Raw genomic sequence first — 24745 nt, 5'->3', positions numbered from 1 at the left:
TCCGTCAGTCGGTCGCGTCGGCGACCGGCGTGCTCACCCGAGCGCCGGGTACAGCGCCGGGCTGGTGCGGGCGTGCGTCGCCTGCTCGAACCCGTAGCCGAGGCCGATGACGGTGCCCTCGTCGTAGGAGCGGCCGAGGAACTCGAGGTTCACGCCCGCCCCGGTGATCGTGGCGTCCGCCGCGGTGGCCTGTCCCATCGGGACGGTCACGGCCGGCATGCCGGTGTTCGGGCTGAGGCGCATGTTCGTGCCCTGCGTGCCGTACGGGGTGCCCGACGGGTAGACGAGCGCGTCGAGGTCCTGCACGTCCATCATCCCGGTGACGACCTGCTTCCCGGTCGCGATCTGCGTGGTGTGCGAGCCCTCCGGTCCCGCCCAGGCCTGGTACTGCGCCTCCGTGATCGCGTTGCGCTGCTGGTACGTGCCCTTCCGGCTCGGCACGTACTCCCCCGAGTCCAGGATGCCCTGCAGGGAGCGCGCGGTGACGTCCGGGTCGAGGTGCTTCGCCACGTACTGGTCCAGGTCGTGCTTGAACTCGTTCGTGCTGCCGCTGCCCTCGCTGAGGACCCGGTTGAACTCGGGCGTTGCGGTGACCGGCACGACGGTCGCACCCTGGGCCTCCAGGGTGGCCCGGGCCTCGGCGAAGAGCCGCGCGGTGGTGCGGTTCGTGCCGACCATCGACGTGACGTAGCCGATCCGCTTCCCCTGCAGCGCCGTCGGGTCGAGGAACTGCGTGTACGAGGTCGGGACCTTGCCCGCCTGGCCCTGCGTGACCGGGTCGGCCGCGTCGATGCCGGTGACGGCGTCGAGCGCCACGGCGGCGTCGGTGACCGAACGGGCGAGCGGGCCGCCGGTGTCCTGGGACAGCGCGAGCGGGATGATGCCGTCGCGGCTCGCGAGACCGACCGTCGGGCGGATGCCGACGAGCTGGTTGTAGGAGGACGGGACGCGGATCGAGCCGCCGGTGTCGGTGCCGAAGCCGATGCCCGCCAGGTTCGCCGCGATCGCCGCGCCCGTGCCGCCGCTGGACCCGCCGGCGGTCTGGCTGGTCACGTAGGGGCTGGCGACGAGGAGCGACGATCCCGCCGGCTGGTTCGAGGAGAACTCGGACACGAACCCGAAGGCGAACTCGTCGAGGCTCGCCTTGGCGAGGACGACCGCCCCGGCGTCGCGGAGGCCGGCGACCATGGCCGCGTCGGTCGTGGTCTGGTTGTCGTCCCAGCAGCCGCAGCCGCCGGTGGTCGGCATGTCCTTCGTGTCGTAGTTGTCCTTCAGCGCGATCGGGACGCCGAGGAGCATGCTCGTCATCCCGTGCGCGGCCCGCTCGGCGTCGGCGGCCTTCGCTGCCGTGAGTGCCGCGGCGTTCGTCGTGACGATCGAGTTGAGCGGCCGCCCGCCCGTCCCGGTGTCCGTGGTGGTCCGGTCGTACGCGGCGATGCGGTCGAGGTAGTCCTGGGTGATCTCGGCCGAGGTCGTGACGCCCGCGTTCATCGCGGCCTGCATGTCGAGCGTCGACGCCTCGACGAGGGTGAACGGCCCGTCGTCGTAGATGATCCGCTGCGACAGACCCGCGACGTCCCCAAGCGTGATCGTCCCGTCCCGGTCGGTGTCGGCCGCCGAGACCGCCGACCAGTCCGCGTCCGCGGTGGTCGCTCCGAGGTGGTCGGACAGGACGGTGAGGTCGGCGGTCGTGACCTGGTCGTCGCCGGTCAGGTCGAGCGCCGTGTAGTACGGGGCGAGCATCGCGGCGGGGCTCGTGTCGACCGCGGCAGGTGCGGCGTTCGCGGCCAGGGAGGGGGTCGCGACGACGGCGGTGCCGACGAGGGCCAGGAGCGCCGCTCCGGCGACGGTGGTGCGACGACGGCGGGTCACGGGGGTTCCTCCGGGGGTTCGGGTCGAGGTGGCGTCGGTCGTCCGGGAGTGGTCGGTGGCGGTCATCGGGCGTCCTCCGTCCGGGTCGCACGGGAGGCACGGCGACGGGCGGCGACGAGGCCCGCGCCGGCGAGCAGCAGCGCGACGCTGGCGGCGATCCAGGGTGCGAGATCGGCACCGGTCCAGGCGAGCGCGCCGCCGGCAGGTGCGGGTGAGGTGTCGGTCACCGGGTCCATGGACCCGCCGGTCCCCGTGCCGGTGCCGGGTCCGCCGGCGCCGCCGGTGCCGCCCGGTGCGGTGGTCGGAGCCGCCGTCGGTGTGCTGGGAGGGCCGGGGGTCGGCGTCGGGCTCGCCGTCGGGACCGCTGCGATCGTCACGGTCGTCGAGGCCGGGTCGGTCAGGGTGGTGGTGCTGCCGTCGGTTGCGACCAGGGTGACGCTCGTGACGGCGAGGTCGACCGTGGCGGGGCTCGTCGCGGTCAGCTCGACCGACGCCGCGAGGTCACCCGACAGCGCGGGCGAGGTCCCGAGGCGGGTGTGCAGGAGCGTGACGGTGTCGCCGTCCTGCTCGACCGAGTCGAACCCGCCGTCCGGACCGGTCGCGCTGCCGTCGACGACCTCGACGGCGTCGGCGTCCGCCGCGATGTCGATCTCGTACGCGAAGACGTCGGACGTGGCCGGCAGGGTCAGGGCGACGTCGACGGTGTCGCCGACCGTCACCGTGGCCGGTGCGGTGATCGTGGCCGTGGTCGCGACCGGGGCCGCGGCGGCCGGTGTCGCCGCGAGGACGGCGAGGCCGACACTCCCCGCGGTGATGACGGCCGTGCGGAGTGTGGTGGTCAGGCGGGTGGTCGTGCGGGAGCGGAGCCGAGTGCGGTGCTGCATCCGTGCGGGTCCTTCGTCGGGGTTCGGGCTGAGCGCTTGCTCAGTGCTCGAACCGTAACGACGGGGTGTTTCGCGCTCGGGCCCCGTCGGTTTCCCACGTGTTACGCCTTCGGAGCGGGCTGTCGCTGCCACTGGCTGCGGTCATGCGGCACGGAGACCGGACACGACGGCGAGCGCTGGGCGGGCCTCCTGGCCGGCGGGGCCCGGGAACCGACCGCGCGACTGGACAGACGGACGTCTACGGAGTAGTGTCCTCATTTGGTGCATTGCAGCGAACCCATCTGACTCGCGCACACCGACCGTCTCGAACCGATCCCCCTGGATCGCATTCCAGCGAGACCACCGCTCCCCGACCGGCGAGCATGCACGTCGAATGTCGACGTGCGCGTCCGCGCTCCTGCGGCCGACGAGACCACGGAGTCCGTCCGGCCCCGCGCGACGCCGAACGACTGAAGAAAGACAGCACCATGACCACGAACGAACACACCATCATCACCGGGACCGCCATCGCGGCGCCCACCGTCTCCCCCGACCGCATCGCCGAGTTCCCCGTGCGTGAGGACCGCTCGCAGCGTGAGTACCTCGTGCGCATGCCCGCCGACGACCTCGGGTTGTTCCTGACGCCCGGCGTCCGCGTCGCCGTCGACGGCGAAGCGGGCTGGGTCGTCCCGGGCCGCTCCTGGCGCGGCGAGGCCAGCCGCACCATCCTGCAGGCGCGCGCCGTGCGTGCGCCTGAGCTGGCACTGGCCGCCTGAGCCGTACGGTCGGGTCCGCCCGACGCCACTCGACACGAGACGCCGTCCCTCCGGGGGCGGCGTTCCGTCGTTCCTGCCCTGCTGGTTGCGGCGCCCGTGGGCGGCAGGCGGCAGGCGGGAACTCGCCGTCGCGCTGGCTCCGGCGGCCGCAACGGGAGTACCGCTACGACGCTCGCTGGGAGGACGGACACGTGGAGTCCGGGGTCGACCTCGTCGCCCTGTACCGGCGTGCGCCTGCTGACCACGAAGTGGTCGAGCGGGTGATGGAGGAGCATTGCCCCGAGTCGGTTACCGGCCCGTGGGTCCGCTACCCGGCGGCCGAGCTGCTCTGAAGCGCTGACGTGGCGCCGTCGGCGACGTCCCTTGGGTCGCTGGTGTCCACTCCCCGCGCCTGGCGACTCATCCTGTGCCGCTCCCGGAACCCCGGTGCCTACCGTGGGGACCAGGGAGGGCACATCGTGAAGTACATCCACTACGACGGCGCAGACGTCCTCACCGGGGACCTCATCGCGGACGCCGTCGCCGACTACGCAGCCATCCTCGGCGCGAACACCAGGACGGACACGATCGCGGTGCCCTGCGTCGGGGACGACGGGACGCTCGAACGGACCAGGATGCTGGTGGGTCCGTCCAGCGAACTGTTGCTGCGCGAGGCGCCGGACGACCTCCTGGAGCCGGAGGACCCGGCGTTCATCCGGCGGCTCCGGGACGCAGCGGCGCGGTGCGGCGACATGCTCCCGGTGAACGCGGACGGGCGGACGCTGTTCGTGGGCGCCGCTGACGACGCTTGACGTCGCACCACGGACGAGCACCGGTCCGGCTGGGCATCACACCGTCGAGGGGTCAGGGCCGGCAGCGCCGCCCAGGACTTCCTCGTCCGTGGCCGTGCCGCCGAACGGGTACTGCACCCAGTGCTCCCGGTCGCCCGACTCGAACAGCTCGACGGCTCGGGACCGGCAGTGCTGCTCGTCGTTCCGGGAACCGCCGGGGGTGATGCCGAGCGCGTCGCGCAGTCCTGCAGTGTCCACCACGAACGAGGTCCCTGCGCCGCTCGACACCTCCCACGTGGTGACGCCGGCGGTGAACAGGAACCGGCGTTGCGGTCGTCCTGCGACGCGGAAGTACCGCGTCTCCGGTGGGCCCGGCTCCGGAGCGCGCGACGAGGTCGGCGACGTCATCGCAGGTCCCAACTCGGCTGGGGGTCCTGGGAGTACCCGGAGTACCCGGCCACCCGGCTCTGCTCCATGTCGTAGTACGCGCTCGGTCCGAGTGGATCGACCCCTGCTGGGCGCAACGCTTCGTCCGGAGCGCCGATGTCGACGATGTCCTTGCCCTGCATCTTCTGGTAGTCCACCCATTTCTCGTTCGCCCAGAGGTGCACCCGCTCGTGGACCGACGTGGGGAGGTGCGCCTCTGTCCAGTCGTAGACCCGGGACGGCAGCGCTTCGTACGACGAGTACCCGTGCGCAGCTCCGTAGGGATGGACGCGGTACTCCATGCTGCGCCCCATGACCGCCGTGTCGGCGGAGGCGTTCCGCGTCACCGCACCCATGATGCCCTCGCTGACCTTCTGGCCCACGGCTCCACCGGCGCCGCCGGTGACGGTCCCCGCGAGCGCACCCTGGCCCGTGGCGGAGAGCGCTCCGGTGACCGAGTGCGGGCCAGGCCCGGTGTAGTAGCCGTACGCTCCCTGGACGCCGCCACCGATCCCGCCGGAGCTGGCACCCGCGACGACCGACGCCTTCATCCCGGTCAGTCCCGCCCGGGCTGCGATGCCCGCACCGCCGAACCCGCCGAGGGCGCCGCTGAGCGCGACCTCGCCCCAGTCGACCTCGCCCGTCGTGGCCTTCTGGATGATCGTGTCGGCTCCGGCGCTGATCAGCATCATCCCCGCCGGGCCGCCCACACCGGTCGCCATGAGCACGCCGCCGGCGACGACCATGGCACCCCCGGCGAAGTACTCCCAGTTGTCGGCGAAGAAGTCACCGGCGGCAGCGAACGCGCCGCGCGATGCCGAGCTGTCGTACGCCTTCAGTTCTGCGTCGGTGAGCGGGCGGAGTCCGGTCGGGTCGACGGCCCCGAGCGGGTCGTTGCCCGCGTACGCGTACGGGTTGCCGTCCCACCCGGCGGCGATGACCGGGGGCAGCGGATCAGCGGACAGGAAGCCCCGGGCGGTCGGGTCGTACACACGCGCACCGAGCCACTCGAAACCCGCGACGACGAGCCCACCCGTCGCCGTGACCCCGATGTCGTCCGGGAACCCGGATGCGGCGGTCGACGAGCCGACGATCCCGGTGACCGCCCAGGGATCGCCGACGTCCGTCGCCCGTGCTCCACGCCACTGGTCGGTGGTCCAGGTCGTCCCGACCGCGGTGAGCCCTGCGGGCAGCCCGAGCACCCGCTCGCCTCCCACCGCCACGAGGGTCGGTACGGCGGCGGCCGTGTCCCACCAGACCGACGCGTCGTCGACCTCCGCGAGTTCGCCGAGTGCGTCGACCCACAGGCGGTGTTCCGTCGCGGGGTGGTCGCTCGTGCCGGGGACGGGACGGTGCACGAGCTCGGCCAGACGACCGATCGTGCCCCAGCCGTACTCGGTCCTCGCCCCGTCCGGGTGGGTGACGGCCACGCGCCGCCCGAGGGCGTCGTGCAGGTACTCGCTGCGCGACCCGTCGGGGTGCTCCGTCGAACGGATCTGCCCCGCTGCGTCGTACTCGTGTGTCGTCGTGCCGTCGGGGCCGGACTCCGCGACGAGGCGTCCGCCGAGGTCGTACTCCCACGTCGACCGGCCCGCGTCCGTCTCCACCGCGACGAGTTGCCCCGCGGCGTCGTACTCGACCGTGGTCACACGGGCCGGACCGTCGTCCGGGCCCTGCCGGGTGACCCGGGAGACCCTCCCGTGGTCGTCACGCTCGACGAGGGTCGCACCGCTCCCGCCCGTGTGCCGGGTCATGAACCCGTCGTGGAAGGCCCAGCTCTGCACGTGCCCACCGGCACGCGCGGCGATGCACCGACCGCTCGCGTCGCGGTCGAACTCGACACGGCCGAGTCCCGGGTGCTCGACGGCGACCGGACGTCCGGCTGCGTCACGCGTCCACGTCGTGCGCACGCCGTTCGTGTCGGTCGACGCGATGCGCTCGCCGTCCGGTCCGTACTCCCAGGTCATGCCCCAGCCGTCCCGGGTCCGGGAGGTGAGCAGACCACGACCGTCGAAGCGCAGTTCGTGGTCGACGACCCTGCCGTCGTCGCGCGTGTGGTCGTGCACGACGACCCGACGCCGGGCGGCGTCGTGCTCGACGACCGACACCAGCCGACCGTCGACCGAGGTGCTGACCGGCCGCCCGGACGCGTCGTGCGTCCACGTGGTGGTGCGGCCGTCCGCATCCGTCCGCGAGATCGGTCGGCCTGCCGCGTCGTACCGGAGGACCGTTCGGCGCGTGAGGGGGTCGGTGATGCCGGTGACCTGGCCGAGGTCGTCGTACTGGTACTCGGTGACGGCTCCGGTCGGCCCCGTGACCCGGGTGATCCGCCCGAGGTCGTCGTGGTCGTACGAGGTGACGCCACCGACCCCGTTCACCGTGCGGACGAGCTGCCCGACGGCGTCGTAGGTGAAGCGACGCGTACCGAAGGCGGGGCCCCGGGTCGCGACGAGCCGCCCGACCCGGTCGTACTCGAACCGCGTGGTCCCGACCCCGGGCACCCGCTGCACCGTGAGGCGTCCGACCGCGTCGTACTCGAAGTGCTCGGACTCGCCCGTCGGGAACGTCCTGGCGACGAGACGCTGATCGGCGTCCCAGACGAGTTCCGTGACCCCGCCGACCGGGTCGGTGGTCCGCCACGGGCGACCGCACGCGTCGTACTCGTACGCCGTGGTCGCGCCGGAGGCCGCCACGACGGCGACGACCCGACCGGCCGGATCGCGTTCGAGCGTCGTCAAGCCGCCCTCGCCGTCGACGAGTTCGACCGCGTTGCCCGCCGCGTCGTAGGTGACGAGTTCGGCCGAGCCGTCCTCGGCCTCGACCCGCACCGGGCGGCCGTACTCGTCGAAGCGGACCGTGGTGCGGGCGAAGGCGTCGGCGATCGTGACGGTGCCGGTGTCGCGCTCCGTCGTCGCCGAGGTCCGGAGTCCGGTCGGGTCGATGCTCGCCGTCAGGTTCCCGGCCACGTCGTACTCGCGCGACCAGGTGCCGCCAGCGGGGTCCATGACGCTCGTGAGCCGCGAGAGCGCATCGTGCGCGAACGCCCACCTCCCGCCACCCGGGAGCACGACCGCGGCCACGTTGCCCAGGTCGTCGAACTCGCGCTCGACGGTCCTGCCGAGCGCATCGGTGGTGCGGACGAGCTCGCCGTTCGCTCCGTACTCGAACCGGGTCCGCGCGCCCGTCGGGTCCACGACCGCCGTGGGCCGTCCCGCAGGGTCGTGCTCGAACCGCCACTCCGCACCGTCCGCGTCGGTCCGCTGCACGAGCAGCCCCGCTCCGTCGTACCGGTACTCGGTGCGCGCACCCGACGGACTGACGGCAGCGGTCGGACGTCCCGCGGCGTCGCGCTCGGTCCGGGACGTCTCCCCCGAGGCGTTCCGGATCGCGACGAGGTCACCGGCCCGGTCGTACGCGAAGTGCAGCGGCACGCCGGTCGGGTCGACGACCCTGAGCAGCCGACCGCGATCCCACTCCAGTTCGGTGCGCCCACCGAGGGCGTCGTGGATGACGGACGGGTTCCGCGACACGTCATCGGGGTACTCGTAGCTGATGACCGATCCCGACGCAGTGACGAAGGTGGTCAACCGGTCCTGCGCGTCGTACCCCCAGGTCAGGTACGCACCCTCGGCGGTGACCGTGCGCGTCCGCCGACCGCGCTCGTCGTGGGCGTGGACCGTGACGGACCCGTCTCGACGCGTGGACGAGACCAGGTTGCCCGAAGCGTCGTACGTCATCGACTGCCGCTGGTCGGCGGAGTCGAGCATCCCGACCAGGCGTCCCTTCGCGTCCGCGATCCACGAGTTCGACCGGGTGCCGTCCTCGTCCGACACAGCGGTCACGCGACCGGGGAGGTAGGCGAACCTCGTGCGCCGCCCGTACTGGGACACCTGCAGGACGACACGTCCTTGCTCGTCGTAGGTGTTCTCGGCCTCGACCACGCCGGCGGCCGAGACGACAGCGGCGATGAGGCCGTCCTCGTTCCACCGGTACGTCCGTGTCCCGAGTGCACCGGTCACGCGGCCGAGGTACCCGTTCTCGTACCCGTACTCCATCCGGCGTCCGTCCGACGCACGGACCACGGCCACGCGCCCGTCGACGTACTCCACCTCGAGGTTCCGGCCGAACTCGTGCTCGAGGCGGATGACGGCACCCGAACCGTCACGGCTCACCGTGGTGGTCTCGCCGTGCCCACGTCCGGACGCGAGCCAGCGACCGGTCGGGTCGAACGCCCACCACCCGCCCTGGTTGTCGCGCACGACGAGACGGGCCCCGTCGGGACCCTCGCCCGGCTCCCGGTGCAGCCAGGAGTTCTCGCCGACAGCACGACCGAAGCCGTCACCGTCGCGCGGGTAGTCGACTGCTCGCCCGTCGTCCCGGACCCAGCGGGCACCGGTGTCGGACAGCAGGAGCGCCTGGTCGAGGACCGATGCCCATCCCGGTCCGAACACCCCCGGCGTCCCGAGCGCGGACGGCATCGAGTTGTACATGCGCGTCAAGGCCAGGCCGGATGCCCCGACGAAGGCCAGGTCCGTCTCCGGCTCGAGGAAGTTGCCGGTCGACGTGTTCACCGGGTCGTTCGCGTACCCGCTGGTGGGCATCGCACCCGCCGCGGTCGGCGGGTCGATCTGGAGGCTCGAACGGCTCGCCGAGACGCCGGCCGCCTGCAGTGCCGCGCCGAGCGCTGCGTCGCTCAGGGTCGAGACCGCCCCGGCGCCGCCGGCGGCCTCGAAGGCGGCGGCGATCGTGTCGGCCCAGGAGGCGTCCTCGGCGTTCGCGCTGAGGTACCGGCGGTAGGCGCCCACCACTCCGGCCGCATCGATGTGGCCCCATGAACAGTCGCTCGCGAAGTCGGCGAGCGCCGCCTCGATGCCGCCCGGGGCCGCCGCGAGGGCGTCGTCGAGCCCGCGGGATCCGGTTGCGAAGGACCGCAGGTCCTCCGGCCGCGCAGAGGAAGTACCACCTCCGCCTCCACCGCCACCGGGAGCCGGGGTCTGGCGGGAGCCGGTCGAGGCCTGGGCAGCAGGGAAGGTCGGGGCCGGTCCGGGATCGACGTTCGGACGCTCGTCCTCACCGAACCAGAAGTCGTGGAACTGGTCGCCGAAGTCCTTGTTGTTGTGCCGGTGGACCCACTCGTTGTTCTCCTTGCGGCGGGCGTCCTCCTCGTGACCGGCCGCGATCATCTTGCCGACGTACCCGGCGACCGTGCGGAGGGCACTGGCGAGGTTCGACGCGTCCTGCGACGCCGTGGTGGCGTTCGTGGCGAACAACTCCGAGAAGTGGCCCTCGAAGTCGTGCCTCGCCGTCGAGACGTACGAGGCCCGGGATCCAGCCTGCCCTTCGAGCCGAGCCGCTTCTGCCAGGAGCTTCGACTGCAGTGCCGACGCGGTGGAGTACGTGAACTTCCCGCCGTTGGACGAATCCGACTGCGGGAGCAGTGGCACCTCGACGAATTCGGTCATGACCGGCACTCCCCCGTGTTGCTTCCCCGGGCCGGGTTGCCGACCCGCCGCGCATCGCGCGCGACGGCTCCACCGTACCCACCGGTGGCGACGAGCACCACGGGTGCGGGCAGGACACCGGGCCTCAGTTGTTGAAGCGGAACTCCACCACGTCGCCGTCCTGCATGACGTAGTCCTTGCCCTCGATGCGGGCCTTCCCCTGCGCACGGGCCTCGGCGATGGAGCCGGTGGCGATGAGGTCGTCGAACGAGATGACCTCCGCCTTGATGAAGCCCTTCTCGAAGTCCGTGTGGATCACACCGGCAGCCTGGGGCGCCTTCCACCCCTTGCCGATCGTCCACGCACGCGACTCCTTCGGACCGGCAGTCAGGTACGTCTGCAGCCCGAGCGTCTCGAACCCGATGCGCGCGAGCTGGTCGAGACCGGACTCGGTCTGACCGGTGGACTCGAGGAGCTCCGCGGCGTCCGCGGGGTCGAGGTCGATGAGCTCGGACTCCACCTGGGCGTCGAGGAACACCGCGTTCGCCGGGGCGACGAGGGCGGCGAGCTCGGCCTTGCGGGCCTCGTCGGTCAGGATCGCCTCGTCGACGTTGAACACGAAGATGAAGGGCTTGGCGCTGAGCAGCCCGAGCTCCTTGATCGGCTCGAGGTCGATCGAGGTCGCGGAGAGCAGCACGCCCTTCTCGAGCTCGGCGCGGGCGTCGCGGGCGGTCTCGAGCACGATCGGCTCGGCCTGCTTCAGCTTGAGCATCTTCTCGTACCGCGGGAGCGCCTTGTCGATGGTCTCCATGTCGGCGAGGATCAGCTCGGTGTTGATGACCTCGAGGTCGTCCGCCGGCGAGACCTTGTTCGCCACGTGCACGACGTCGTCGTCGGTGAAGCCGCGGACGACCTGCGCGATGGCGTCGGCTTCGCGGATGTTGGCGAGGAACTTGTTGCCGAGCCCCTCACCCTCGCTCGCGCCCTTGACGATGCCGGCGATGTCGACGAACGACACCGGCGCGGGCACGGTCTTCTCCGAGCCGAACAGCTCCGCGAGCTGGTCGAGACGCGGGTCCGGCAGGTTCACCACCCCGACGTTCGGCTCGATGGTGGCGAACGGGTAGTTGGCCGCGAGCACCTGGTTCTTGGTCAGGGCGTTGAACAGGGTCGACTTGCCGACGTTCGGGAGACCGACGATTCCGATGGTGAGTGCCACGGGAGGAGAGCCTACCGGCGGCGGCGTGACGGGGCCGCCCCTGGGTCCCGCCGCCGGTTCCGAGCCGACGCGCCGGCGACGGACAGGCCGTGCCGGTGGGGAGCCTCCAGTGTGTCCGTCAGCCGCCGCTGGACGTGGGATCCAGCGTGGCGTACCAGATCGCCGCGATGACGAGCCCGCGGAACCCGGCGAGGGCGCCGACGGCGATCGCGACGCAGGTGCCGGCGAGCACGAGGGCCAGGCTGATCGCCCGTCGTGCGGTGCGCGGCGGTGCGTCGACGACCTCGGCCTCCGCCAACAGGTCGTCGAGGTCGCGTGGGTCGGCCATGACGGGAGGCTACCGCCGCCCGCCTGGTCGGACCAGGGCCGCCACCTGCTCCTCGACGACGCTCAGCACCTCGACCTGGAGGCGCTGCGAGCGTCGCCAGTCACCGGGGACCTCGAGCGCGTGGTCGGCTCCGTCGACGGTCACGAGACGCGCCCGGGTGTGCGTGACACGGTCGGGCCGCCACATGGGATCGGCGGAACCGCCGACCGCGACGTGTCCGTCGTTGACCGTGGCGAGCGCGTCGCGCACCGTGTCGTCGGTGAGCACCGGGGTCAGCCACACGCCGGGGACCTCGTGCGCCACCGCCCAGGGCAGGGCGGAGCACCCGAAGGACTTGGCGACCACCAGGTCGGGCAGCCGGTCGCCGAGCGCGGTGGCGACGTGTTGCGTGACGAAGCCGACCGGGTCGGCGCGGGCAGCGTCGTCGACCGTCCAGTCGGGTGCGAGGACCGCACAGCCGCACTCCCGCGCGATGGTCGTCGACCACCGGAGGAGCGGAGCCTGCTGTCCGTACCCGGCGCCCGCCAGGACGAGGACGAGCGGGGTGCGTGCGGGACCGGTCTCCATCGCCACAGCGTACGAGCGGGGACTCCCGCTGCCGGCACCACGCCGCGCTCGATTCCGGAGTTGTCGTATCCCCGTGCGACGATCGATCGCGTGTTGAACTTCACCGCGATCGACTTCGAGACCGCGAACAACTCGCCCGCCAGCGCGTGTTCCGTGGGTCTCGTCAAGGTGCGCGGCGGCCGCGTCGTGGAACGGGCCTCCTGGTTCATCCGTCCGCCCGCCGGGCATGACGCGTTCCTCGAGTGGAACACGCGGATCCACGGGATCGTCGAGTCGGACGTCACCCATGCCAAGACGTGGGAGCAGCAGTACCCGGACATCGTGGCGTTCGCGGAGGGCGACGTGCTCGTCGCACACAACGCCCGCTTCGACATGGGCGTCATCGCGGGTGGGTGTGCGGCGACGGGGATCGACATCGCCGAGCACCACTCGATGTGCTCGCTGGCGGTCGCACGGAAGACGTACACGCTCGACTCGTACCGGCTGCCGTCGGCCGCGACGGCAGCCGGCTTCTCCGGCTTCCAGCACCACGACGCGGCGGCCGACGCCGAGGCCTGCGCCGCCATCGTCGTCCACGCGGCCGGGATCCACGGCGTCCCGACGGTGGAGGCGCTCGGCGCCGTGACCCGCGTCACGATCAACCCGGTCCGCGCCCGTGTCGAGAAGCCGAAGGCGACGACGCCGCAGCCGCGGCTCTCCCGCCGCCCCATGGTCTTCTCGGACTGACCGCGGTCCGACGGGCACCGCCCGGCTCGCCGCCGGCCGGGAGGCCCGGTGTCGGTGGGACCTGCCAGGGTCGCGTCATGCAGATCCTCGCCCTGGTCATCGGTCTCGTGATCGGCATCGCCGTCGGGGCCGTGGTCGCGTGGTCACTCGCCCGGTCCCGTGCCGGAGTGGACGCAGCGACCGCGAACGCGACGGCCGACGGCCTCCGTTCCCAGCTCGACGCGGCCCGACGTGACGCCGAGGAGCGGCTCGACGCGCAGGACGCGCAGTACCGCCGACAGGTCGACTCCCTCGAGCGCCGGGCGGCCGAGTTGGAGCACCTCGTGCAGCGCATGCACGGCGCCGAGTCGAACCGGGCGCACGACGAGTCGAAGGTGCTCTCCGCGCTCAGCCCGGTCGCCGACACGTTGCAGGTCATGCGGGAGAAAATCGCCGAGCTCGAGCGCTCCCGCAGCGAGCAGTACGGCGCCCTGTCGGCGCAGCTCCGGTCGGCCGCCGAGTCCGAGGAACGCCTCCGTGCCACGGCCGAGACCCTCGCGAGCGCGCTGTCCTCGAACAGCACGCGCGGGGTGTGGGGCGAGACGCAGTTGCGGAACGTGGTCGAGGCCGCCGGGCTGCTCGAGCGGGTCGACTTCGACGTGCAGTCGTCGGTGACCACGACGGCGGGGGCGGCCCGCCCGGACATGATCGTGCACCTGCCCGGCGGGAAGAACATCGCCGTCGACGCCAAGGTGCCGTTCGCCGCGTACCTGCAGGCGATGGACATCCCGGCTTCCGCGACCGGGGCGGAAGGTGCGCGGCGCGAACACCTCATGGCGCAGCACGTCAGGGCGCTCCGGGCGCACGTCGACGCCCTGGCGGCCCGGGAGTACTGGTCGGGCTACGACGCCTCCCCCGAGCTGACGGTGGCGTTCATCCCGTCGGAGTCCCTCATCGCGAGCGCCCTGGCCGCCGACCCCGGCCTGCTCGACCACGCGTTCCGCAAGCGGGTGGCACTGGCTTCGCCCGTGACGCTGTGGTCCGTGCTGAAGACCGTCGCGTTCTCCTGGCAGCAGGACGTCGTCACGCAGGAGGCACGCGAGCTGTTCCGGGTGTCCCGCGAGTTGCACGGGCGGCTGTCGACCATGGCCGGGCACGTGGACAAGCTCGGCCGGTCGATCCGCGGTGCCGTGGTCGACTACAACCGGTTCGTCGGGTCACTCGAGCGGCAGGTGCTCCCGAGCGCCCGTCGGCTGTCGCTGCTCGACGAGTCGAAGGTCATCGCGGACCCGACGTCGATCGAGGACGAGCCGCGGTTGCTCACGGCGCCGGAGCTCGTCGCGAGCACCGAGCGCGACTGAGCGGCGCCGGGGCCGGGGCCGGGACCACGAAAACCCGCTCGAACCACGGGAGTACGTGGTTCGAGCGGGTTCTCCTTGTGCGGATCCTCGGCGCGCCGCGGGTCAGCGGATCAGAACCACTTCTCGGCGCGGTGGTCCGCCTGGATGCGGCGGATCGTGTTCGAGCGGGACCGGAGCACGAGCGAGTCGGTGTGGATGACGCCGCGCGAACGACGGACACCGTCGACGAGGACGCCGTCGGTGACACCGGTCGCGACGAAGAACGTGTTGTCGCCCGTGACCAGGTCGTCCTGGTCGAGCACCTTGTCGAGGTCGTGACCGGCGGCGACGGCGCGCTCGCGCTCCTCGTCGTCCTTCGGCTGGAGCTTGCCGAGGATCACGCCGTCGAGCGCCTTGATCGCGCAAGCGGTGATGATGCCCTCGGGCGTCCCGCCGACGCCGACGCACATGTCGATGTTCGACCCGGGCAGCGCCGCTGCGATGCCACCGGCGACGTCACCGTCGAGCAGCAGTCGGGTGCCGGCACCGGTCGCGCGGATCTGACGGATGAGTTCGTCGTGGCGCGGGCGGTCGAGGACGGCGACGACCATGTCCTCGAGGTCCTTGCCCTTCGCCTTGGCGAGCGCACGGATGTTCTCGCCGATGGGCTTCTCGAGGTCCAGGACCCCGCGGCCCTCGGGCCCGGCGGCGATCTTGTCCATGTAGAACACGGCGGACGGGTCGTACATGGAGCCGCGGTCCGAGACGGCCATGACGGAGATGGCGTTCTGTCGCCCGGCGGCGGTCAGCGAGGTGCCGTCGATCGGGTCGACCGCGATGTCGCAGGCCGGGCCGTGGCCGTTGCCCACGTGCTCGCCGTTGTAGAGCATCGGGGCGTTGTCCTTCTCGCCCTCACCGATGACGACGACGCCGTCGAAGTTCACCGTGCCGAGGAACTTGCGCATCGCGTCGACGGCGGCACCGTCGGCGAGGTTCTTCTCGCCACGTCCGACCCACGGCTGTGCCCGGATCGCGGCGGCCTCCGTCGCACGCACGAGTTCGAGCGCCAGGTTGCGGTCGGGCTGGAGGAACAGGGAGCCGGTCTCAGTCGTGGGAGTCACGACCCGAGCCTACCGACCGCCACCCTCCCGGCCTCCCCGCGCGCACGGATGTGCACACCGTGCTCCGTCCACAGGTGCCGACCACATCCACCGCCCACCAACCGCCCCTGACTAGCATCGGTTGCGACATCACCGAAGAAGTCGAAGGAGATCCCAGTGCCCATCGCAACGCCGGACCAGTACGCCGAGATGATCGACCGCGCGAAGGCCGGGAAGTTCGCCTACCCCGCGGTCAACGTGTCATCGTCCCAGACCATCAACGCGGTCCTCCAGGGCCTGACCGAGGCCGGCTCCGACGGCATCATCCAGGTCACGACCGGTGGCGCGGACTACTTCGCCGGGCACACGGTCAAGAACCGAGCAGCCGGCGCCCTCGCGATGGCCGCCTTCGCGCACGAGGTCGCGAAGAACTACCCGATCACGGTCGCGCTGCACACGGACCACTGCCCGAAGGACGCCCTGGACGGCTTCGTGCTCCCGCTCATCGCGGCGAGCGAGGAAGAGGTCCGCGCTGGCCGCAACCCGATCTTCCAGTCGCACATGTGGGACGGCTCGGCGGTGCCCCTCGACGAGAACATCGAGATCGCCAAGACGATGATCGAGAAGACGCGGAACATCAACGCCATCCTCGAGGTCGAGATCGGCGTCGTCGGCGGCGAAGAGGACGGCGTGCAGCACGAGGGCACGAACGACGCGCTCTACACGACCTCGGGCGACGTCGAGCGGGTCGTCGAGGCACTCGGTATGGGCGACCAGGGCCGCTGGATCGCCGCGCTGACCTTCGGCAACGTGCACGGCGTCTACAAGCCGGGCAACGTGAAGCTCCGGCCCGAACTCCTCGGCGAGATCCAGGACGCCATCGCGCAGAAGCACGGCACCGGTCAGAACCCGCTCGACCTCGTCTTCCACGGCGGTTCGGGGTCGACCGACGACGAGATCCACCAGGCCGTCCGCAACGGCGTCATCAAGATGAACATCGACACGGACACGCAGTACGCGTTCACGCGGTCGATCGCCGGCTCGATGTTCTCCAACTACGAGGGCGTCCTCAAGATCGACGGCGAGGTCGGCAACAAGAAGCAGTACGACCCGCGCGCCTGGGGCAAGGTCGCCGAGACGGCGATGGCCGCCCGCGTCGTCGAGGCCACGAAGGTCCTCGGGTCCGCGGGTCAGTCCCAGAGCTGAGCAGCGAGCACCCGGCCTGGACCGGGAGGCACGGGGCACGTCCGACGGACGTGCCCCGTTCTGCGTCCCGTGGCCTCTGCTGCGTCCGCCCACTGCCGCCGTGCCACGATGGACGGATGACCGTCGACGCCATCGCCAGCGAGTTCGCCCACTTCGTCACGGAGTCGCCGACCGCGTTCCACGCCGCCTCGGTCGCGCGCGACCGCCTGGTGGCTGCCGGGTTCACCGACCTCGCCGAGACCGACGCATGGCCGACCGAGCCCGGGGCCTACGTCGTCGTCCGCGATGGCGCGGTCATCGCCTGGCGTCTCCCCGGAGGAGCCACGGCGACGACGCCGTTCCGCATCCTCGGCGCGCACACCGACTCCCCCGGGTTCCGGATCAAGCCGAACCCGTCCGTCCGTGTCGGCGGCTGGGAACAGCTCAACGTCGAGGTCTACGGCGGCCCGGTCCTGTCGACGTGGTTCGACCGTGACCTCCGTATCGCCGGACGGGTCGTCCACGCCGACGGCACCGCGAGCCTGTTCGACACCGTGGACGCCGTCGCGCGGATCCCCAACCTCGCGATCCACCTCGACCGCGGCGCGAACGACGCCCCGGGCATCGACAAGCAGCGCCACACGCTGCCGATCGTGGGCACCGACGGGACCACCGGCGGCACCGACGTCGAGGCGTGGCTGCGCTCCCGACTCGGCGAGACGGCCGTGGCGTGGGACCTGTTCCTCGCCGACTCGCAGGCCCCGTCGCGGATCGGCATCGACCGTGCGTTCCTGGCGTCCGGCCGGATGGACAACCTGACGAGCGTGCACGCCGGCCTCCGCGGGATCGTCGAGGCGCCGGGCGACGGCGACCACATCCCGGTGTTCGCCGCGTTCGACCACGAGGAGATCGGGTCCTCGTCGCCGTCCGGTGCCGGCGGGCCGTTCCTCGAGGACGTCCTCGCCCGCGTGCAGGAGGGGCTCGGGGCGAGCCGCTCCGAGTCCGCACGCGCCTTCCGGGCATCGTGGCTGCTGTCGAGCGACGCGGGGCACCTGGTGCACCCGAACTTCTCGGAGAAGCACGACCCGACCAACCGCCCGCGCCCGGGTGGTGGCCCACTCCTGAAGATCAGCGCGAACCAGCGGTACATGACCGAGGCGAAGGGCACCGCCGTGTTCGCGGCGGCGTGCGAGTCCGCGGGCGTGGCGTTCCAGCCGTTCGTCAACGTGAACACGATCCCGGGCGGCTCGACGATCGGACCGATCGCGGCGACGCGTCTCGGCATCCCGACGATCGACATCGGCGTCGGTCTGCTCTCGATGCACTCGGTGCGCGAACTCGTGCACGTCGACGACCTCGCCGACCTGCACGGGGCGGTCGCCGCCTTCCTCGCCTGACGGCGCGGCATCGGCGCCGGGCCTAGCCTCCGGCGGCCTGCCGCATCATCGCTGCGACGAACCCGTCGTCCCGGAAGACCACGGCGGCGAACACCACCGCGCTGAGCAGGGTCGCCACCGCTCCCCCGAGCAACGGCACCCAGAAGCTCCTCCGACCTGCACGGAGCCGGACGACGGACCACCAGAGGACGAGCGCGAAGACCACGAGCATGACGACCGAACTGATCATCGCCGCGCCGTTGAGCGCTCCGGGGTCCTGCAGAGCGGTGTAGTTCGTCTCGAGCTCCTCGCGCACCGTCGAGGCGACGGACCCGATCGAGAGTGACTGGACGACGCTCACGAGCCCCATGCCGAGGAGCACGAAGGTCAGCAGCACGTCCACGGGGGACGCGCCGAGCCGTCGGGCGGACGCGGTGTCCCCGGTGGTCGCCGTCCGGTCGGCCGTCGCAGCAGCTCGTGCTCGGACAGCGGGACGACCCGACCCGCCGGCGGCCCCGGGAGCGGCCGACGCGGCAGCGCGCTCGCGGTCCTCGCGTTCCTGACGTTCCTGACGTTCCTGTTCGACGAGGACCGGGTTCACCCAGCCCTCGGGCGCGTACTCGCCGTACTGCGGAGCCGGTCGCCCAGCCGGGACGGCGCCCGGGGTCTGCGTGGCGGCACCCGCGGTATCGGGGGCGATCCGGGCCTCCTGAGCGTCCACGGCCGTGGTCCCGCGCGGCGGGACGACGTCCCACCCGGTCGGACGTCCGTCCGGAGCGCTCATCGGGTGCGCCCGCCCAGCGGACGCGTCGGCTTGCCGTCGGCGTCGGTGCGGAGTTCGCGCGGGAGGGAGAACATGAGGTCCTCGTGCGCGGTGACGACTTCCTCGACCGTGCCGTAGCCGGCGTCGGCGAGTTGGTCGAGCACCTCGGCGACCAGGACCTCCGGGACGGAGGCGCCGCTGGTCACGCCGACGGTCTCGACCCCGTCGAGCCATTCCTGCCGGATCTCCTCGGCGTAGTCGACCCGGTGCGCGTCCTTGGCGCCGTACTCCAGGGCGACGTCGACGAGGCGCACGCTGTTCGACGAGTTCGCGGACCCGACCACGATGACCAGGTCCGCGGCGGGTGCGACCTTCTTGACCGCGACCTGCCGGTTCTGGGTGGCGTAGCAGATGTCGTCGGAGGGCGGGTTCTCGATCGACGGGTACTTCTCCCGCAGGAGCCGGACCGTCTCCATCGTCTCGTCGACGCTCAACGTGGTCTGTGACAACCACACGAGGTTGTCCGGATCGGGGACCTCGAGCGCGGCGACGTCGGCCGGGCCGTTCACCAGGATCGTCCGCTCGGGCGCGTGACCCATGGTGCCCTCGACCTCTTCGTGGCCGGCGTGCCCGATCAGGATGATGGTGCGCTCCGCCTTCGCGAACCGGGAGGCCTCGCGGTGGACCTTGGTCACGAGCGGGCAGGTGGCGTCGATGGCGTGCAGGTCGCGTGCGGCGGCTCCGGCCACCACCGCCGGGGAGACACCGTGCGCGCTGAAGACGACGTGCGACCCGCGGGGCACCTCGGCGACGTCGTCGACGAACACGGCGCCACGCTGCTCGAGTGTGGAGACCACGTGGACGTTGTGGACGATCTGCTTCCGGACGTACACCGGCTCGCCGTACTGCTCGAGCGCCTTCTCGACCGCGACCACGGCGCGGTCGACCCCAGCGCAGTAGCCGCGCGGCGCCGCGAGCAGCACCCGCTTGCTCCCGCTGACCGGCAGGTCACGCAGGCGTCCGCGCGCTGCGGGGACCCGCGGCGGGGCGAGCGGGACCGAGTGGCCGTTGGTGATCGTCACGTCCCCGATGATAGGTGAGCAGGACCCGCGCAGCCTGGGCACGGACGAGCCCGTGGAGAACGCGCGGACGGCCGGGATGTCACCGGCGTCCGACACCATGGTCCGCACGACCGGGAGGAGCACGATGGCGATCGAACAGGGGCCGCCCACGGCGGAGGACCCGTGGCCCGTCGCGCTGCTCGGCGCGAAGCTCCGCGACTGGATCGACCGCCTCGGCGTCGCCTGGGTCGAGGGTGAGATCACGCAGTGGAACGTCGCCGGCGGCAACGTCTACGGCAAGCTCAAGGACGTCGAGGTCGATGCGACCGTGTCCTTCTCCATCTGGTCGAGCGTCCGCTCCCGGGTGCCCACCGACCTCAAGCAGGGCGACCGCGTCGTCGCCGCCGTCAAGCCGAACTACTGGGTCAAGGGCGGCTCGCTGACCATGCAGGTGGTCGAGATGAAGCACGTCGGGCTGGGCGACCTGCTCGAACGGCTCGAGCGGTTGCGGCGTGCCCTGGCGGAGGAGGGGCTGTTCGACCCGTCCCGCAAGAAGCGTCTGCCCTTCCTGCCGCACCGCATCGGCCTCATCACCGGCAAGGACTCCGACGCCGAGAAGGACGTCAAGCGGAACGCCCAGCTGCGGTGGCCGCAGGTCGAGTTCCGGACGGTGCACACGGCGGTGCAGGGCGACCGTGCCGTGGCCGAGGTGACCGCGGCGATCCAGGAGCTCGACGCCGACCCGGAGGTCGACGTCATCATCGTCGCTCGTGGTGGTGGCGACTTCCAGAACCTGCTGGGCTTCAGCGACGAAGGCCTCGTCCGCGCGGCCGCCGCGGCGACGACACCGCTCGTGTCGGCGATCGGGCACGAAGCCGACCGGCCGATCCTCGACGAGGTCGCCGACCTCCGGGCCTCCACCCCGACCGACGCGGCGAAGCGGGTCGTCCCCGACGTGGCCGAGGAGCTCGCGAACGTCCGTCAGGCCCGAGCCCGTCTCGGCCTGCGGCTCTCGCACACCCTGTCGGTCGAGGCGGACCGGATCGCCGCGCTGCGGTCCCGGCCGGCGCTCGCCTCGACGGCCTGGCTGGTGGACACGCGAGCCGAGGAGGTCGCCCGTGACCTCTCCCGCGCCCGGGAGCTGCTCGACCGTCGGATCGAGCGCTCCCACTCCGACGTCGGGCACCTGACGGGGCGGCTCAGGGCCCTGTCCCCGCGCGACACCCTCCGACGCGGGTACGCGATCGTGCAGACGCAGGACGGCGCGGTGGTCCGCGGCGCGGACGAGCTCCACGGCGCCACCGCGGTGCACGTGACGCTCGGAGCGGGGACCGCGGTCGGCACGCTGGAAGCGGACGGGCCCGGTCCGGACGGATCGGGCGCCGGCGGGGCGGCCGAGGACGCCGCCTGACGCGGGAGGCCCGCCCCGGTCGGTCCGTTCCGGCTCGGAGGCCCGTCCCGACCTCCCGGGCGATGCTCCGCCCGCCTCGGCGCGAGTTCTCCACGGACCCCGCCGGACAGCGGAACCGTCGGTGGCGGCTCGGTAGGATCGGACCGTGTCTTCCGAGCAGCAGTCCGAGCAGCCCGACGTCCGCTCGTTGAGCTACGAGGCGGCGCGTGACGAACTCGTCCGTGTCGTCTCCGAACTCGAGCAGGGGTCCGCGACCCTTGAGCGTTCCCTCGGCCTGTGGGAGCGCGGGGAAGCCCTGGCTGCTCGCTGCGAGGAGTGGCTCATGGGGGCCCGCGCCCGCCTCGACGCTGCGCGTGCCGCCACGGAGGACCGTCCCACGGCCGACGACTCCGCGGTCGGTGGTGCCCGATGACCGATCCGGACACCGGTCGACCGATCGTCGCCGAGCTCGGCCGCCCGGAGACCGCCGAGGAGACCTGGGCGCGGAAGGACACCGCTCGTCGTGCGCGGCGTGAGCACCAGACGGCGTTCAACCTCGTCCTGGCGCTCATCGCGTCGCTCGGCATCGTGCTCTTCCTGGTGGCGGTCGTGGTGCGACCCGACCAGGCCGTCGACCGCGCCGTGGACTACCGCCAGGTGGCACAGCAGGCGGACGTGTCCGGTGCCACCCTCGTGGTCCCGACGCTGCCGTCCTCGTACACCTCGAACCACGCCGACTACGAGTCGGGCTCCGCTCGTGGGGTCGCCGTCTGGACGATCGGCCTGCTGACGCCGGACTCGCAGTACATCGGCATGCACCAGGGGATCGACGCGAACGACACCTGGATCGCCGACCAACTGGACCAGAAGCCGGCGACCGGCTCCCGCGACATCGGTGGCGTCGAGTGGACCGTCTACGACCGTCGTGACGAGGGCAAGGACGCGGGCAACAACGCGTACGCCCTCGTGACGACCTCCGGTCGGGACACCGTCGTGCTCGCCGGCACCGCAGACGACCGCTCGTTCCGCACCGTCGCGACCGCGATCGGCGAGGAACTCCGGAACTAGCCCCCGGCGGCCGACCGCGGCCAGCACCGGCCGAGAACCACCACGAACCCGTCCCGAGAACCCGAACGCCCGAGGAACGACACACGATGACCGACCGCGCCGCCTCCACCCCCGCCGAGGCCCTCCGACTCCTCGTCGAGGGCAACGCACGCTTCGCCGCCGACAAGCGCCGGACCGGGCGGATCGACCCCGAGCGTCGCTCCGAGCTGCAGGGCTCGCAGGCTCCGTTCGCCACCGTCCTCGGCTGCTCCGACTCGCGCGTGCCGTTCGAGCACGTGTTCGACGCCGGCATCGGTGACGTGTTCGCGATCCGGAACGCCGGACAGATCGTGGACGAGGTCGTGCTCGGCTCCATCGAGTTCGCCGTCGTCGCGCTCGGCACGCCCCTGGTGGTCGTGCTCCGGCACACCAAGTGCGGAGCCGTCGCCGCTGCCCGGTCGGGTGAGCCCGTTCCCGCGCCGCACCTGCAGGCCCTCGTCGACGCCATCGCGCCGAGCGTCGAGCGTGTCCGCGCCACGGACCCGGACGTCGCGCAGGAGTCGGTCGGCGCCGCACACCTCGAGTCGAGCCTGAAGACGATCCTCGACCGCTCCGGCGCGGTGTCCGACGCCATCGCGGAGGGTAGGTTGGCCGTGGTCGGCGCGACCTACGACCTCACCACGGGAGAGGTCACGATCGACACCGTCGTCGGACAGGCCTGACCGGCCCGTACGGCGGACGCCTGCGCCGTGGGGACACGGGCGGGCGCCCGGACGGACCACGTCCGACGACGACACCGCCCCGGCAGCGACGAGCCGCCGAGCGGACACCGACACCGCCCGCGACCGCGACCCGGTGTGAGCACCACGAGGAAGGACCACGACGACGTGACCGACACCACCACCCCCGCTGACGGCGAGTTCCGCATCGAGCACGACACGATGGGCGAGGTGCGGGTCCCCGCGTCGGCGCTCTACCGTGCGCAGACACAGCGGGCCGTGGAGAACTTCCCGATCTCCGGCACGGGCCTCGAGTCCGCGCAGATCGTGGCGCTCGCGCGGATCAAGCGCGCCGCAGCCCTGGTGAACGGCCGGCTGGGCATCCTCGACGACGACGTCGCCCAGGCGATCGCGACCGCCGCGGACACCGTGATCGGCGGCGAGCACCACGACCACTTCCCGGTCGACGTGTACCAGACCGGCAGCGGCACCTCCTCGAACATGAACATGAACGAGGTCCTCGCCACGCTCGCCTCCCGGACCGCCGGGACCGAGGTGCACCCGAACGACCACGTCAACGCGTCGCAGTCGTCGAACGACGTCTTCCCGACCTCCGTGCACGTCGCGGTCACGGACGCCCTCATCCGTTCGCTCGTGCCGGCACTCGACCACCTCGCCGAGGCACTCGAGCGCAAGGCGACCGAGTGGGCCGGCGCGGTGAAGTCCGGCCGCACCCACCTGATGGACGCCACGCCCGTCACCCTCGGCCAGGAGTTCGGCGGGTACGCGCGCCAGATCCGCCTCGGCATCGAGCGCGTGACCGCCACCCTCCCCCGCGTCGCCGAGGTCCCGCTCGGCGGCACCGCGGTCGGCACCGGCATCAACACGCCGAAGGGCTTCCCGCAGCAGGTCATCGCGCAGCTCGCGGAGGACACCGGACTGCCGATCACCGAGGCGCTCGACCACTTCGAGGCGCAGGGAGCCCGCGACGCCCTCGTCGAGGTCTCCGGTGCCCTCAAGGTCATCGCCGTCAGCCTGACGAAGATCAACAACGACCTCCGCTGGATGGGCTCCGGCCCGAACACCGGGCTCGGCGAACTGCACATCCCGGACCTGCAGCCGGGCTCGTCGATCATGCCGGGCAAGGTGAACCCGGTGATCCCCGAGGCCACGCTCATGGTCGCCGCGCGGGTCATCGGCAACGACGCGACCGTCGCGTGGGCGGGCGCGTCCGGCTCGTTCGAGCTCAACGTCGCGATCCCGGTGATGGGCACGGCGCTGCTCGAGTCCATCCGTCTGCTCGCGAACAGCACCCGCGTCCTCGCCGACAAGACCGTCGACGGGCTGGAGGCCGACCTCGAGCGGGCGCGCGCATTCGCCGAGTCGTCGCCGTCCATCGTGACGCCGCTGAACCGCGTCATCGGCTACGAGTCGGCCGCGAAGGTCGCGAAGACGGCGGTCGCCCAGGGCATCACCGTCCGGGAGGCGGTCGTCGCCCTCGGCTTCGTCGAGCGCGGCGAGGTCACCGAAGAGCAGCTCGACAGCGCCCTCGACGTCCTCAGCATGACCCGCCCCGCCTGACCTCCGGTCCGGACGAGACGCCGGCGTCCAATCCAGGACGCCGCCCTGTCGCCGAGACGCCGCCGTTCGCGGCGGCGTCTCGTGCGTCCGGCGGCGTCTCGTTCGTCCGGCGGCGTTCAACCTCGACGGACCCATTCGACGCCGGACCCGGTCCGCGCCGCCGGACCCGCCCCGCGCCTCCCGTCGAGCGCCGTCGCACCGGACGTCGGATCGCGC

At 72.0% G+C, this 24745-nt stretch carries 22 protein-coding genes; 12 read left to right on the top strand and 10 right to left on the bottom strand.

Features of this window, described 5'->3' with window-relative positions; translation table 11 throughout:
• Window positions 1–33: 33 nt before the first annotated feature.
• A complete protein-coding gene (locus DEI95_RS02910) occupies window positions 34–1938 on the bottom strand; it encodes an amidase family protein (RefSeq protein WP_111059325.1) in 1905 nt (634 codons plus the stop codon).
• Window positions 1935–2756, bottom strand: coding sequence for a cohesin domain-containing protein (locus DEI95_RS02905; protein WP_111059324.1), 822 nt, complete (start codon window positions 2754–2756; stop codon window positions 1935–1937). Before DEI95_RS02905 ends, DEI95_RS02910 begins: the two co-directional genes overlap by 4 nt.
• Window positions 2757–3223: 467 nt before the next feature.
• Between DEI95_RS02905 and DEI95_RS02900 the strand changes: the two genes are divergently transcribed.
• From DEI95_RS02900 to DEI95_RS02895, 3 genes are all read left to right on the top strand, one after another.
• Entirely contained in the window at window positions 3224–3511 is a 288-nt protein-coding gene (locus tag DEI95_RS02900; RefSeq protein WP_110912028.1) for a hypothetical protein, read from the top strand.
• Between the two features lie 191 nt (window positions 3512–3702).
• Complete coding sequence (locus DEI95_RS16585) at window positions 3703–3843, top strand: hypothetical protein (protein WP_181436175.1); 141 nt, start codon at window positions 3703–3705, stop codon at window positions 3841–3843.
• A 126-nt stretch (window positions 3844–3969) separates the two neighbouring features.
• Complete coding sequence (locus DEI95_RS02895; protein ID WP_110912027.1) at window positions 3970–4302, top strand: hypothetical protein; 333 nt, start codon at window positions 3970–3972, stop codon at window positions 4300–4302.
• Window positions 4303–4338: 36 nt separating this feature from the next.
• Here DEI95_RS02895 and DEI95_RS02890 read toward each other — a convergent pair whose 3' ends face one another.
• From DEI95_RS02890 to DEI95_RS02870, 5 genes are all read right to left on the bottom strand, one after another.
• Window positions 4339–4689: a hypothetical protein gene (locus DEI95_RS02890; protein ID WP_111059323.1), complete on the bottom strand. Its 351-nt coding sequence runs from the start codon at window positions 4687–4689 to the stop codon at window positions 4339–4341.
• Window positions 4686–10169 carry a DUF6531 domain-containing protein gene (locus DEI95_RS02885; protein ID WP_111059322.1) on the bottom strand — a complete coding sequence of 1828 codons (5484 nt, stop codon included), beginning with the start codon at window positions 10167–10169 and terminating at the stop codon, window positions 4686–4688. Before DEI95_RS02885 ends, DEI95_RS02890 begins: the two co-directional genes overlap by 4 nt.
• A gap of 124 nt (window positions 10170–10293) precedes the next feature.
• Window positions 10294–11367: a redox-regulated ATPase YchF gene (gene ychF, locus DEI95_RS02880; protein ID WP_110823645.1), complete on the bottom strand. Its 1074-nt coding sequence runs from the start codon at window positions 11365–11367 to the stop codon at window positions 10294–10296.
• 118 nt (window positions 11368–11485) lie between these two features.
• The gene (locus DEI95_RS02875) at window positions 11486–11695 is read right to left on the bottom strand and encodes a hypothetical protein (protein WP_111059321.1); all 210 of its coding nucleotides are present in this window, start codon (window positions 11693–11695) and stop codon (window positions 11486–11488) included.
• A 9-nt stretch (window positions 11696–11704) separates the two neighbouring features.
• Window positions 11705–12262 (bottom strand): hypothetical protein, encoded by a 558-nt coding sequence (locus DEI95_RS02870; protein ID WP_111059320.1) that lies wholly within the window; start codon window positions 12260–12262, stop codon window positions 11705–11707.
• 90 nt (window positions 12263–12352) lie between these two features.
• Here DEI95_RS02870 and DEI95_RS02865 point away from each other — a divergent pair, with 90 nt between their 5' ends.
• Both DEI95_RS02865 and rmuC read left to right on the top strand, forming a co-directional pair.
• The gene (locus tag DEI95_RS02865) at window positions 12353–12988 is read left to right on the top strand and encodes an exonuclease domain-containing protein (RefSeq protein ID WP_309146515.1); all 636 of its coding nucleotides are present in this window, start codon (window positions 12353–12355) and stop codon (window positions 12986–12988) included.
• Window positions 12989–13065: 77 nt separating this feature from the next.
• On the top strand, window positions 13066–14328 hold the full coding sequence (rmuC, locus tag DEI95_RS02860; RefSeq protein WP_111059318.1) for a DNA recombination protein RmuC: 1263 nt from the start codon (window positions 13066–13068) through the stop codon (window positions 14326–14328).
• 110 nt (window positions 14329–14438) lie between these two features.
• Here the strand turns inward: rmuC and glpX are convergent, their stop codons facing one another.
• A complete protein-coding gene (gene glpX / locus DEI95_RS02855) occupies window positions 14439–15428 on the bottom strand; it encodes a class II fructose-bisphosphatase (RefSeq protein WP_110823639.1) in 990 nt (329 codons plus the stop codon).
• Window positions 15429–15584: 156 nt separating this feature from the next.
• On the opposite strand from glpX, the gene fbaA reads away from it, so the two are divergent.
• Both fbaA and DEI95_RS02845 read left to right on the top strand, forming a co-directional pair.
• On the top strand, window positions 15585–16613 hold the full coding sequence (gene fbaA, locus DEI95_RS02850) for a class II fructose-bisphosphate aldolase (RefSeq protein WP_110823638.1): 1029 nt from the start codon (window positions 15585–15587) through the stop codon (window positions 16611–16613).
• Between the two features lie 116 nt (window positions 16614–16729).
• On the top strand, window positions 16730–17989 hold the full coding sequence (locus DEI95_RS02845) for a M18 family aminopeptidase (protein WP_111059317.1): 1260 nt from the start codon (window positions 16730–16732) through the stop codon (window positions 17987–17989).
• 22 nt (window positions 17990–18011) lie between these two features.
• Here the strand turns inward: DEI95_RS02845 and DEI95_RS02840 are convergent, their stop codons facing one another.
• A complete protein-coding gene (locus DEI95_RS02840) occupies window positions 18012–18752 on the bottom strand; it encodes a DUF6264 family protein (RefSeq protein ID WP_111059316.1) in 741 nt (246 codons plus the stop codon).
• On the bottom strand, window positions 18749–19813 hold the full coding sequence (locus tag DEI95_RS02835) for a 4-hydroxy-3-methylbut-2-enyl diphosphate reductase (RefSeq protein ID WP_110823986.1): 1065 nt from the start codon (window positions 19811–19813) through the stop codon (window positions 18749–18751). The genes DEI95_RS02840 and DEI95_RS02835 overlap by 4 nt, the downstream gene beginning before the upstream one ends.
• A 124-nt stretch (window positions 19814–19937) precedes the next feature.
• Here DEI95_RS02835 and xseA point away from each other — a divergent pair, with 124 nt between their 5' ends.
• The 5 genes from xseA to DEI95_RS02810 all read left to right on the top strand — a co-directional run bounded on the left by xseA (window position 19938) and on the right by DEI95_RS02810 (window position 24529).
• Entirely contained in the window at window positions 19938–21203 is a 1266-nt protein-coding gene (gene xseA, locus DEI95_RS02830; protein ID WP_110823635.1) for an exodeoxyribonuclease VII large subunit, read from the top strand.
• A 145-nt stretch (window positions 21204–21348) separates the two neighbouring features.
• Entirely contained in the window at window positions 21349–21615 is a 267-nt protein-coding gene (locus DEI95_RS02825; protein ID WP_110823634.1) for an exodeoxyribonuclease VII small subunit, read from the top strand.
• Window positions 21612–22250, top strand: a complete 639-nt coding sequence (locus DEI95_RS02820) for a DUF4245 domain-containing protein (RefSeq protein WP_110890340.1) — start codon at window positions 21612–21614, stop codon at window positions 22248–22250. The genes DEI95_RS02825 and DEI95_RS02820 overlap by 4 nt, the downstream gene beginning before the upstream one ends.
• 86 nt (window positions 22251–22336) lie before the next feature.
• Window positions 22337–22951: a carbonic anhydrase gene (locus DEI95_RS02815; protein ID WP_110890341.1), complete on the top strand. Its 615-nt coding sequence runs from the start codon at window positions 22337–22339 to the stop codon at window positions 22949–22951.
• A 165-nt stretch (window positions 22952–23116) separates the two neighbouring features.
• Complete coding sequence (locus DEI95_RS02810; RefSeq protein ID WP_111059391.1) at window positions 23117–24529, top strand: aspartate ammonia-lyase; 1413 nt, start codon at window positions 23117–23119, stop codon at window positions 24527–24529.
• The last annotated feature ends 216 nt before the right edge of the window (window positions 24530–24745 follow it).

Source organism: Curtobacterium sp. MCBD17_008, from assembly GCF_003234475.1.
GTDB lineage: Bacteria > Actinomycetota > Actinomycetes > Actinomycetales > Microbacteriaceae > Curtobacterium.
This window is presented reverse-complemented; position numbering and strand designations above follow the sequence as displayed.

Coding starts and splice junctions, on each gene's coding strand:
- DEI95_RS02910 (WP_111059325.1), bottom strand. CDS start 1,938: ATGACCGCCACCGACCACTCCCGGACGACCGACGCCACCTCGACCCGA.
- DEI95_RS02905 (WP_111059324.1), bottom strand. CDS start 2,756: ATGCAGCACCGCACTCGGCTCCGCTCCCGCACGACCACCCGCCTGACC.
- DEI95_RS02900 (WP_110912028.1), top strand. CDS start 3,224: ATGACCACGAACGAACACACCATCATCACCGGGACCGCCATCGCGGCG.
- DEI95_RS02890 (WP_111059323.1), bottom strand. CDS start 4,689: ATGACGTCGCCGACCTCGTCGCGCGCTCCGGAGCCGGGCCCACCGGAG.
- DEI95_RS02885 (WP_111059322.1), bottom strand. CDS start 10,169: ATGACCGAATTCGTCGAGGTGCCACTGCTCCCGCAGTCGGATTCGTCC.
- DEI95_RS02875 (WP_111059321.1), bottom strand. CDS start 11,695: ATGGCCGACCCACGCGACCTCGACGACCTGTTGGCGGAGGCCGAGGTC.
- DEI95_RS02870 (WP_111059320.1), bottom strand. CDS start 12,262: ATGGAGACCGGTCCCGCACGCACCCCGCTCGTCCTCGTCCTGGCGGGC.
- rmuC (WP_111059318.1), top strand. CDS start 13,066: ATGCAGATCCTCGCCCTGGTCATCGGTCTCGTGATCGGCATCGCCGTC.
- DEI95_RS02845 (WP_111059317.1), top strand. CDS start 16,730: ATGACCGTCGACGCCATCGCCAGCGAGTTCGCCCACTTCGTCACGGAG.
- DEI95_RS02840 (WP_111059316.1), bottom strand. CDS start 18,752: ATGAGCGCTCCGGACGGACGTCCGACCGGGTGGGACGTCGTCCCGCCG.
- xseA (WP_110823635.1), top strand. CDS start 19,938: ATGGCGATCGAACAGGGGCCGCCCACGGCGGAGGACCCGTGGCCCGTC.
- DEI95_RS02820 (WP_110890340.1), top strand. CDS start 21,612: ATGACCGATCCGGACACCGGTCGACCGATCGTCGCCGAGCTCGGCCGC.
- DEI95_RS02815 (WP_110890341.1), top strand. CDS start 22,337: ATGACCGACCGCGCCGCCTCCACCCCCGCCGAGGCCCTCCGACTCCTC.